Genomic DNA, 10,061 nt, shown 5'->3' with positions numbered 1-10,061 from the left:
CTCAGATGATATACGGCATTCAGGTTAATCTCCATGACAGCGTCCCAATCCTCATCTTTATACTCCAGCAGAGGGGCGCGACGAATCGTACCTGCATTGTTTACAAGGATCCTTGGTCGCCTTGCACGCCTTGAACACCCTGAGGTCCTTGGTCGCCTTGAACGCCCTGAGGTCCTTGGTCGCCTTGGACGCCCTGAGGTCCTTGATCACCTTGTACGCCTTGAACTCCCTGTGGTCCTTGGTCACCTTGTACGCCCTGAGGTCCTTGGTCACCTTGGGCTCCTTGAACACCCTGAGGTCCTTGATCACCTTGAACTCCCTGTGGTCCTTGGTCACCTTGAACACCCTGAGGTCCTTGGACGCCTTGATCGGTTCCTAAAAGTTCATCAGATACTAACCGATGCGCAGGTACTAATTGCCCCAATGCATCTTTACCCCAAACAGAAATTTGAGTTTCATTCACTGCTGGTCCGCTTGTGGTAAACACGAATTCAAATGCGTCTAAATTTGCAAAGAAATTCCTAGTTATAACCGCATTTGGTCCCACTACAACTAGTTGTTGTACATATACTGTTCTACTGCCGTTTAAAATAAAACCCTCGATCAAAACAGTAGAAGAATTTACAGAATCTCGGTTATCTATTTTTACTGTGACCAGTTGGGTGGGTCTGACTCCTAGAACAGGATCGTTTGCAATGGGTCCAGTAGATAATACTGCCATTTAGATATTCCCTCCTTTCTAGTAAAAGCAAGCTTTTCTTGTAAACAATGAGGTCTTTCTCAAGATCATGTTCCCTCTATTTTATTTCTAAAACATGTGATATGATTGTGGCTTTACCTCTGTGCATTTGTTGAGTTTTAAGACTCTAACTGCTCATCCGCAACAATACGCTGAGCACCAATGATTGTACCACTCCCGTTTTTTCCCCAAACAGAAATATCAGTACTTTCTTCTGCCAAACCGCTTGTGGTAAAAACGAATTCATATGCGTCGAAGTTCGCTAGATAATTTCTCGTAACAACTGCATTGGGGGCTAAAGCTATTTGTTCTAGTACATGTAATGTTCGTAAACCATTTAAAATGAATCCCTGAATTAATATTGTTGAAGAATTGACTAAGTCACGGTTTACCATTTTAACAGTGACCTGTTGGATCGGCCTGACCCCACCAACAGGACTGTTCTCAATAGGACCAGTTGTTAATATTGCCATTAAGTTAACGCCTCCTTTACTGGTTATTAACAATAACTCCATGCAATCAAGTAAAATACTAGGACGAAAATAGAAAAGGAACCTGGAGTTCCCATGTATTATATTAATAATTTGTTAGATATGATTGTTTGTTTACCCATTAAAAAACAAGATATTATTTATTCTGTCATTCGGTCCGATCGAGCCTCAAACTACTCGTTGTTCTCAAGTTTTGGAAATCTCCTAATTCTCTCTCAAGGAAAGGAAATGAAAGATTTGCCCCTTCCTATATCATTCCAAACCATAAAAAAAGCACCCTAAGAGAAAGGGGTGCCCTCATCCTTGTTACAAATACCACTTGCGTCATGCTACAACACTCTTACAGATTTGTTTTTTAAATCCTCAAATTGTTCCTGCTTTTGTTTCTCATTCCATAAATAATGAAACCCCCATCGATTTGCGGTATCCCCTTCTCGCAGCTCTTGCTTCAAAGCTGAAAACCGTGAGTTAATATAGTCAAAACCCAAATATTTATAAATTACTTAAATATGTTAGCAAGCTTTGATTTCACTATTTGACTAGCATTAAATTTACTTTTTATCTTATTAGAACCATTTTTTCCAACAATCAACGCTTCTTCAAAGTGATCCTGGATCCAAAACAACCTCTCAGAAATTGCGTACCCGTTAGGTTCAACTTCAAAATAATCCTTTCCTTCCTCAAGAATAAATCTATCATTTCGGGGGTTTGTCGTAACAAGTACACATCCTGTCGATATCGCATCAACGGCAGCCGTAGTTGGAAAACCATCTAAAGCAAATCGATCCGGAACACTGCAATTTAGAAATATATGAGTTCTTTCGTACACTGACTTTAACTCTTCAGGGGAAAGTAGGCCATAGAATGTATAATTCTTATTTTTCAATAGAAGTAATTGATCTTCCCAATCACCAATTAGATTAAGATGAAAATCATCCGTAAGTCGATTAAATGCATCTGCCATAATGGGGAAACCTTTTCTAATGGCATTAAAAGCACAGAATGTTAACTGTATAGGCATTTCAACTTTCTTCTGTTTGAATGTATATAAGTCGGTATTAATCACAACGGGATAATAAATACTTCCAACAATCGATTCCATAACTTCATTGATGTTTGTAAATACGGTCGAACAATGCTGTCCTGCAATGGAAAGAAACTCTTTTTTTGTCCATGGATCCAGTCCGCCACCAGGGTACAAGGTAGCATGAAGATTAATATTTCGGTCATCTAAGAATGGCTTAATATTTAGATTAGGATTTGCTCCTGGCAAATAACTTCCATCCGGAAGAAAGCCATGCCCAAGCAAACTAAGTGTTAAATTTAAGAAAACACAATATACATCTGTAACCCCCTCAGACACTGCAACTTTCATAAAATCAGAAAAAGGATAAACTTTAGAAGGAAAATAATCATCATTAGGTTCAGTTGCAAAGAACAAAGTATCAGGCCTTTGCTCGAATATATTAAAGTTCTCCCAATATCGAAAACCACTTAGCTTCCATGGAAACTTCGTATCAATTACTGCAAGACGCCGGTTAGTATGCGATTGAATTTGCTGACTAAATATTTCCATACTTTCACCCTTTCTTAAGTTGCTGCTCCCTAAAGCTGTACACCACAGGCGTTTCCCGTATACATATGTGGCTACAATGGCCGATGTTCTAGTACAGGATAGCTGAATCATTCCTACGGTTAGAAAAGCTTCTTAAATTTGTAAGGCTTCCGCTGGTTCGCAAGCAGGTGATCCTGTGGCAGGAACGGCGGGTTCGTCAGGCTGGGAGTGTTTGGACTTCCGGCCGCCACTCTCACCATTCATCATATAATTCTTTAGCTCAATTCATCCCACCAAACTTTTGAACAATAATTTTTTGTGATGAACAACGGCTGCTAATACACGAATTCCAAGCACCGTCATATCCGCTGATTAGGTTGAGGTTTGATCGGACCGATTGACTGAATAAATGTCTAAATTTTGTGGGTAAACAAACAATCATATCTAACAAATTATTAACTCAACTTTCGCACCTAGAAAATCAGCCTAACCCCTTGAGTGAGTAAGGAAAAATCGAATAAATTTTTCCGTATTGACAAAAAACACCTTACTTGTTTGGTATCATGGAAGTGTCAAATCAACCATGCCAACAAGAAAGGTGCGTAACTTTATGTTACAACAACATTCCATGTCTGAATAGACTCGCTTTTCCAACATTTTCGCAACCCTCCAAATGGAGAAATTCTTACAAATTGTGGGGATTTCTAAGTCTTTTAGCTTACCTAGTCCCGCAGTTTTCCAAATCGTCTTCTCACTGGTTTTTGAAGGGTGGCTTTATAACATCCCTGCAGGTAAAGCAGTATGCCTCCCATCAGAATGGAGCGGACACGTTCTGAGAGTTGTACGATCCCCATAACAAAGCCTTTTCACCCTACGGCAGCTATCTAATCAACAGCTACTGTCACGCGTGGAGCTGGACCCCAACCTATTTGATTCGTAAATATAAGCTTTAAAATATAATAAGGCCATGCCAGATCAGGTTATGAGAACCTTTTTCAGCACGGCCTTATGGTTTGACCAACTAATCGTCTGTTCGCATTACTTTGGCTAGCAGCTCATACGAGCGCAGGCGCGCTTGATGGTCATATACCTGAGAGGTTGTAATCAGCTCATTGGCTCTAGTCTGGTCTATAATCCAATCTATCTTTTGCTTGACGGTGTCAGGACTGCCAATGGCTGAATACCCCAGCATATTACCACGAACCGCCTCCTTTTCCTGCTCACTCCAGAGTTTCTCCATGTCATCAACTGGTGGCTTCAGTCCTCCGCTGTGCCCGCGCAGCACATTTAGAAACTGTTGTTCTTGTGATGTAAAGAGCCTTTTCGCTTCCTCATCAGAATCTGCAACAAGCACATTAACACCGACCATCACATAGGGCTTATCCAGTGCTTTAGATGGTCGAAAATTGCGATGATACAACTCTAAAGCCTGTAGCAAATGAGCCGGGGCAAAGTGGCTGGCGAACGCGAACGGCAACCCAAGCTGACCTGCCAGCTGTGCGCTGAATCCGCTTGATCCCAGTAACCAGATGGGAATGTCCAGCCCTTCTCCAGGAACCGCTCTTACTCCCGGAACTGCTCCGCTTAGCGCTGGATTCAGGTAAGAACGCAGCTCATTCAATTGCTCGGGGAAATCTTCCCCAGTACTATGAAGCCCTCGCCGCAGTGCCCTCATCGCGGGTTGATCCGTGCCTGGAGCACGGCCAAGTCCCAGATCAATTCGTCCCGGATAGAGCGACTCTAATGTTCCAAACTGCTCCGCAATCATGAGTGGAGCATGGTTCGCCAGCATAATACCGCCTGAACCGACCCGAATCTTGTGGGTATGTGCAGCTACATGCCCGATGATCACAGAAGTAGCCGCACTGGCAACCGCCTGCATATTATGATGCTCCGTTAGCCAGTACCGATGGTACCCCCATTGTTCTGCATGCTGGGCAAGATCCACCGTGTCGCGGAAGGAATCGGCAGGAGTGCCGCCTTCAATGACAGGTGCAAGATCTAATATAGATAGTGCAACGTTCCGCGTAGTCATTATATATAAACCCCCTGTCAATATATTATTATACGTATTTCCCTCAACGCCTTAATTCTTTGACCTATCAATTGATACGTCAATTATAATAATGTGTCCCGTTATGAATTGCAAATGATTTAAATTTTTAGTTTTTATCAAAAATCAGTTTACTTTTATGATAAGCTCATCTATTATGCAAATATGTGGATAATGGTTATCCACATTAGCCTGGTTATAAATATTGAGGTGATTGCTAGTGCATATGAAAACAGGTGTCGAACAATCTGTCTACGCTCTTCTTCTACTCACGATGCTGCCGGACAAAGCTGTTTTACCTGGGGAGGCCATTAGCCAGCAGTTAGGTGCTTCACCTACTTATTTTCATAAACTGTTACGAAAATTGGTTAGCTCCGATTTGATTACTTCTGTACCTGGTGTCAAGGGCGGGTTCAAATTAAAGAAAAAACCTGAGGATATACGGGTATTTGATATTTACCTAGCGATTGAGGGACAACAAACCCTTTATTCTTCCAGTGGTATATACAACGAAATGCTTGAATTAAAGAAAGACGATCAGTGTTGTTTACTGACAAATTTGATGGAAGAAGCGGAAGCCTCCTGGAAGGCCGTTCTGAAAAGGGAAACCATCGCGTCACTATCCGCTGACTTTTTTAAAGAAGGATATGATGCCAAAATTACTTCTTTGGAGAACTGGATTCAGGAAAAAATGGTCTTGTAAAGAACACTAATTATCAGAGAGGAACATGAACATGAACGATTACTTAGTAAAAGCTCTTGCCTACAATAATCAGGTACGGGCTTATGCCGTGAGAACAACGGAAACGGTAAGTGAAGCCCAACGGCGTCATTATACCTGGCCCACAGCATCGGCTGCATTGGGACGTTCTATGACGGTCGGCGTCATGCTGGGAGCCATGCTTAAAGATGAGGATAAACTGACGATCAGAATCAACGGTGGCGGGCCTATCGGCACTATTCTTGTCGATACCAACTCCAAAGGTGAAGTTAGGGGTTATGTAAAAAATCCACAAACCCATTTTGAGCTTAATCAGATAGGGAAATTAGATGTCGCCAGAGCTGTAGGAACAGATGGAGCGCTCATTGTATCCAAAGATATCGGCTTAAAACACCCGTTTGTTGGACAAATCCCTCTCATATCGGGTGAGTTGGGCGAGGATTTCACATCTTATCTCGTCCAATCCGAACAAATCCCCTCTTCTGTAGGAGCGGGAGTTATTGTTAACCCGGATAACTCTATTCAGGCGGCTGGAGGTTTCATTATTCAGCTGATGCCAGATACGCAGGAGGAAGTTATCAGTTTTATCGAGAGACGCATTGAGAGCATTCCAAGCATCTCCGCAATGGTCATGGAAGGTCTTACGCCAGAGCAGATTCTGGGTCAGATTTTGGGAGAAAGCAACCTGAACATACTGGAAACCATGCCTGTACAATTTCATTGTCCCTGCTCAGAAGAGCGTGTTACCAATGCCATTATCAGCTTAGGGAATAAGGAAATAGAAGATATGATCCATACCGATGGACAAGCTGAAGCTCATTGCCACTTTTGTAACGCACACTACCATCTTACCAAAGAAGATCTCGAAGGCATGCTGGAAACAAACATCATTTAAATAAGAGCTGTTCCCAAAAAAGTAGGTTTAGCTACTGGGAGCAGCTTTTTTCTTTTCCAATACTTCCGAGGGTTTCTTTATCCTAAACACGGTAGACTTGTTCATGATGTAAGTGATAATGTTATATTATTCCAATCAGTTGAGATGAGGTGCACTATGCTCGAGAAAGATACACATGAAATTTGGGCTTATTATGATGGCGGTGCAGAAATAGGCAGGTTAGAGCGAGGTATCGGAAAAATAGAGCTAGAAAGATCAAAGGAAATCATTTCACGTTATCTCAGCGAGTCTACTCATGTTATTTACGATATCGGCGGCGGTGTAGGGGTCTATTCTTCGTGGCTGGCGGAGCTGGGATACGAAGTTCATCTATTTGATCTATCTTCCCAAGCCATTGAATTCGCTCGTCAGCAGCAACTGAATAACCCCATCATCAGTAAGCTGGAAACCGCGGATGCCAGAAATCTTCATCGTAAAGATGAAAGCGCGGACATCGTGCTATTGATGGGACCTTTCTATCATTTAACGGGACAGAAGGAACGAGTAAAAGCACTACAAGAAGCGGCGCGTGTCTTAAAGAAGGGCGGAACGCTGATTACTTCAGCTATTTCCAGGTTTGGCTCGCTACTGTGGGGACTATCGGTGTACGACGAGCGCAATACCATTGTGGAGGAAGATGAGTTCATGAATATGGTTAGACAGGAGCTGACAGATGGTCAGCATGTACGACCGGCGGCCTATCCCTCTTTTATCACACGGTCCTACTTTCATACATCGGATGCCTTGCGTGCAGACTGGCAGGCGGCTGGATTGCCGAAGCCTCGTGTACTGGGCGTGGAAGGACCCGGCTGGATTGCACCCGGATTTGAAAAGAAGTGGGCGATCCCTTCCCATCGTAGCCGTTTGCTGGATATAGCACAGCAGGTTGAAGAGCAGGAATCTGTGATCGGTATGAGCCCGCATATGCTTGCAGTCGGTATCAAGCCTTGAAGCTCATCAACTCTACAACTATGGAGAGATATAGCCTATGAGAAGACGTAATCGTTACATCGTTAAGTCTGCAATCATTCTGATCGCAGCTATAATCGGAATGGTTTATATCGTAAATCTGGATACCTCTTTTAGAAAAGTCGTTTTGGATCGCATGGATACAGCCAAGATTAATACTATTCTCATTAGTAAATCGCCAGACTATACAGACCAATTGGTAAAAGACAAAAATGAAATTCAAAGTACCTCAATGCTCTTGCTGAAATGAAATTAAGAAAATCCAGTGTATTAGATAAAGGTCTTAATTCTGTATACATGCTCAGTATTTTCGTAGATCGCGAAAATGAAAGGGACTTATTTGGAATCACCCCTATATGACCAAAACTATATAGAAATATATGATGAAACCAAAACGAAAAATAAAGTTACTTCAGGGCCTTGGCAGTACAGTTGAGTAGCTTCTGTGTATAGGCTATTGTAAGTACAGGAGACTTTTTCCAGATAAACTGAACTACAGGAGGTCGTTTTTCTTGATGATCATTGAACTGGTGGCCATTATTTCTACTGCTGTCTTATCTACGTTTTTTTCCTTTCGATACCGCTTGTGGAGACAACTATAGTGAGAAGTGAACAAGAGATGCTGCATACCATTCTCCAATTTTCTCAAGAGGACGAACGGGTGCGTGCCGTGATTATGAATGGTTCACGCGCTAATCCACATGCTCCACGAGACGTTTTTCAGGATTTTGATATCGTCTTTCTCGTATCTTCCATGGACAGCTTTATTCAGGAACGTCGCTGGATCAACCATTTTGGTGAATTGATCATTATGCAGACGCCCGATGAGCATATGGAACCTACTTCGACGCCCCATGATCGCTTTGTTTTTCTCATGTTATTTACGGACGGCAATCGCATAGATCTTACACTCTACCCTGCGAATAACATCGCCAATTGGACCCGAGACAGCTTAAGTGTACTGCTGCTGGATAAAGATGGACTGGTGGAGCCTTTCCTACCGCCAAGTCTTCAAGATTATAAGACGATACCTCCAACTGCCCAAGTCTATGCGAATTCCTGCAACGAGTTCTGGTGGGTCAGTACTTATGTAGCTAAAGGATTATGGCGACAGGAGCTGCCCTATGCCAAATTTATGCTAGATCGGCCTGTAAGGGATGCGCTTCACTTGATGCTGGAATGGCATATTGGTATACGAACAGACTTCACTGCAGATCCGGGTAAACAGGGAAAATATTTCGAGAACCATCTTGAGCCTGAACTTTGGACGCTCTACATCCAAACGTTTGCGGATGCAGATTATGAACATATGTGGCAGTCTCTTTTGATCATGGGAAATTTATTTAGAGAAGTTGCCTTGGAAGTAGCGAACCATTATGGTTACGAATATCCGACTCTGGACGATCAACGTGTTACGAACTATCTCCATCGCGTAAAAGCTCTCCCAGCAGATGCTAAGGACATTTATTGATAAAAAACCAGTCGGCACTTAATTTATATGTGCTAGGCTGGTTTTATTTTTATACTCTAAGTTATTCGGTCAGAACCCGGTCACCTCTGCTCGCAGGCTGAGAGATAACCAAAAATTCAACATCCTCATTCGTTTCATTAAACATTTGATGAGGTACCATAGGAGGAACCTCACACCCTTCCTGAGATCCTAATTGGATTTGTTCACCATCCACTTCAAGTACCGCTGTACCTGATAAAATAAAGAAAAATTGGCGTGCATGATGATGATAATGTCTGACCTCATGAGTATTTCCGGGCATCCGCTCATGAATAATACTCAAATCCTTATTTTTCACTAAGCGCCAACCATCACATTGATCTCCCCATATATAATGTTCAGCATTATTTTTACTTATTTTCATATTGAACTCCTCCTTTTTGCAATTACAGTTTTATTTTAAATATGAATTCATAGAGCTACAATCTTATTTTTAAAAAACGGCGGGACAAATGTAAAAAGCACTCCGACTTAGTCAGACTGTTTTTTATATATCCGCCTCGATAATTTCCTCCAACTTAATCCAGCTAAAATCCTCTTCCCCACGGGACAGCTTCACTTCTCGCCGACTTGTGTTAATCACCGTGACCAGTCCACGCAGCTCCTCATCATCAAATGGATTGAACACTTTTAGCGTAATAGGCTTACGTTCGTTATAGGATACGATGATGGCCTGTTCAATCTGCTGCATTTCCTGATCGTCCAGTGTCGGTTTGCCGCGCCTACCTTGCTCCTTCATCAGTCTTAAATATGCCTCCCGATGCTCAGGCAAAATCATGCGCGAGCTTTCCCATATGCCATTTCCTTCAAGCTTTTTCCCCATCGTAAGCCCCTCCTATGCTGTTCTGGTTACCGGATGCCATGCCAATACATGATCTAATCGAAAAACACGTGGCTGGCCTGTCTGTAAACAGGTGGCTCGTATCAAGCCATTCTGCACACGATGCACCTCGATACGCCGATGAGACAGTTTGCCCTTCCGATCCAAATACACGATTTCCACGATCTGCCCCACGTATTTTTCCAACATGATCCTTCACTCCTTATCAGAACGTTTGTTTGTATTATATGCGAACATGCGTTTGATTA

At 42.6% G+C, this 10,061-nt stretch carries 12 protein-coding genes and 1 pseudogene; 5 read left to right on the top strand and 8 right to left on the bottom strand.

The window, feature by feature from the left end:
* The 5 genes and pseudogenes from ACWA2B_RS22140 to ACWA2B_RS22120 all read right to left on the bottom strand — a co-directional run.
* Positions 1–113: pseudogene (locus ACWA2B_RS22140) on the bottom strand (SDR family NAD(P)-dependent oxidoreductase); the annotation flags it as partial.
* Positions 101–721 carry a hypothetical protein gene (locus ACWA2B_RS22135; RefSeq protein WP_449292616.1) on the bottom strand — a complete coding sequence of 207 codons (621 nt, stop codon included), beginning with the start codon at positions 719–721 and terminating at the stop codon, positions 101–103. The gene ACWA2B_RS22135 and the pseudogene ACWA2B_RS22140, both read right to left, overlap by 13 nt.
* A gap of 137 nt (positions 722–858) precedes the next feature.
* Positions 859–1,212 (bottom strand): hypothetical protein, encoded by a 354-nt coding sequence (locus ACWA2B_RS22130; RefSeq protein ID WP_029519178.1) that lies wholly within the window; start codon positions 1,210–1,212, stop codon positions 859–861.
* 517 nt (positions 1,213–1,729) lie between these two features.
* Positions 1,730–2,917 (bottom strand): glycosyltransferase, encoded by a 1,188-nt coding sequence (locus tag ACWA2B_RS22125; RefSeq protein WP_245231565.1) that lies wholly within the window; start codon positions 2,915–2,917, stop codon positions 1,730–1,732.
* Positions 2,918–3,806: 889 nt separating this feature from the next.
* The gene (locus tag ACWA2B_RS22120) at positions 3,807–4,820 is read right to left on the bottom strand and encodes an LLM class flavin-dependent oxidoreductase (protein WP_449292615.1); all 1,014 of its coding nucleotides are present in this window, start codon (positions 4,818–4,820) and stop codon (positions 3,807–3,809) included.
* A 244-nt stretch (positions 4,821–5,064) separates the two neighbouring features.
* Between ACWA2B_RS22120 and ACWA2B_RS22115 the strand changes: the two genes are divergently transcribed.
* The 5 genes from ACWA2B_RS22115 (at position 5,065) to ACWA2B_RS22095 (ending at position 8,933) form a co-directional block, all read left to right on the top strand.
* On the top strand, positions 5,065–5,541 hold the full coding sequence (locus tag ACWA2B_RS22115) for an Rrf2 family transcriptional regulator (protein ID WP_080658677.1): 477 nt from the start codon (positions 5,065–5,067) through the stop codon (positions 5,539–5,541).
* Positions 5,542–5,572: 31 nt separating this feature from the next.
* Entirely contained in the window at positions 5,573–6,454 is an 882-nt protein-coding gene (hslO, locus tag ACWA2B_RS22110; RefSeq protein WP_318626561.1) for an Hsp33 family molecular chaperone HslO, read from the top strand.
* Positions 6,455–6,610: 156 nt separating this feature from the next.
* Positions 6,611–7,444 (top strand): class I SAM-dependent methyltransferase, encoded by an 834-nt coding sequence (locus tag ACWA2B_RS22105; protein WP_449292614.1) that lies wholly within the window; start codon positions 6,611–6,613, stop codon positions 7,442–7,444.
* 37 nt (positions 7,445–7,481) lie between these two features.
* On the top strand, positions 7,482–7,712 hold the full coding sequence (locus tag ACWA2B_RS22100) for a hypothetical protein (protein ID WP_029519170.1): 231 nt from the start codon (positions 7,482–7,484) through the stop codon (positions 7,710–7,712).
* Positions 7,713–8,063: 351 nt separating this feature from the next.
* Entirely contained in the window at positions 8,064–8,933 is an 870-nt protein-coding gene (locus ACWA2B_RS22095) for an aminoglycoside 6-adenylyltransferase (RefSeq protein WP_165147213.1), read from the top strand.
* A gap of 61 nt (positions 8,934–8,994) precedes the next feature.
* Here ACWA2B_RS22095 and ACWA2B_RS22090 read toward each other — a convergent pair whose 3' ends face one another.
* The 3 genes from ACWA2B_RS22090 to ACWA2B_RS22080 all read right to left on the bottom strand — a co-directional run bounded on the left by ACWA2B_RS22090 (position 8,995) and on the right by ACWA2B_RS22080 (position 10,002).
* Positions 8,995–9,336 carry a cupin domain-containing protein gene (locus ACWA2B_RS22090; RefSeq protein WP_069010190.1) on the bottom strand — a complete coding sequence of 114 codons (342 nt, stop codon included), beginning with the start codon at positions 9,334–9,336 and terminating at the stop codon, positions 8,995–8,997.
* A gap of 123 nt (positions 9,337–9,459) precedes the next feature.
* Positions 9,460–9,795: a YolD-like family protein gene (locus ACWA2B_RS22085; RefSeq protein ID WP_029519167.1), complete on the bottom strand. Its 336-nt coding sequence runs from the start codon at positions 9,793–9,795 to the stop codon at positions 9,460–9,462.
* A gap of 12 nt (positions 9,796–9,807) precedes the next feature.
* Positions 9,808–10,002, bottom strand: coding sequence for a hypothetical protein (locus ACWA2B_RS22080; protein WP_013310131.1), 195 nt, complete (start codon positions 10,000–10,002; stop codon positions 9,808–9,810).
* Positions 10,003–10,061 lie beyond the last annotated feature (59 nt).

This window comes from Paenibacillus sp. CMM36 (genome assembly GCF_053570945.1).
The sequence above is the reverse complement of the archived record's forward strand: the minus strand, read 5'-3'. Positions and strand labels throughout refer to the sequence as shown.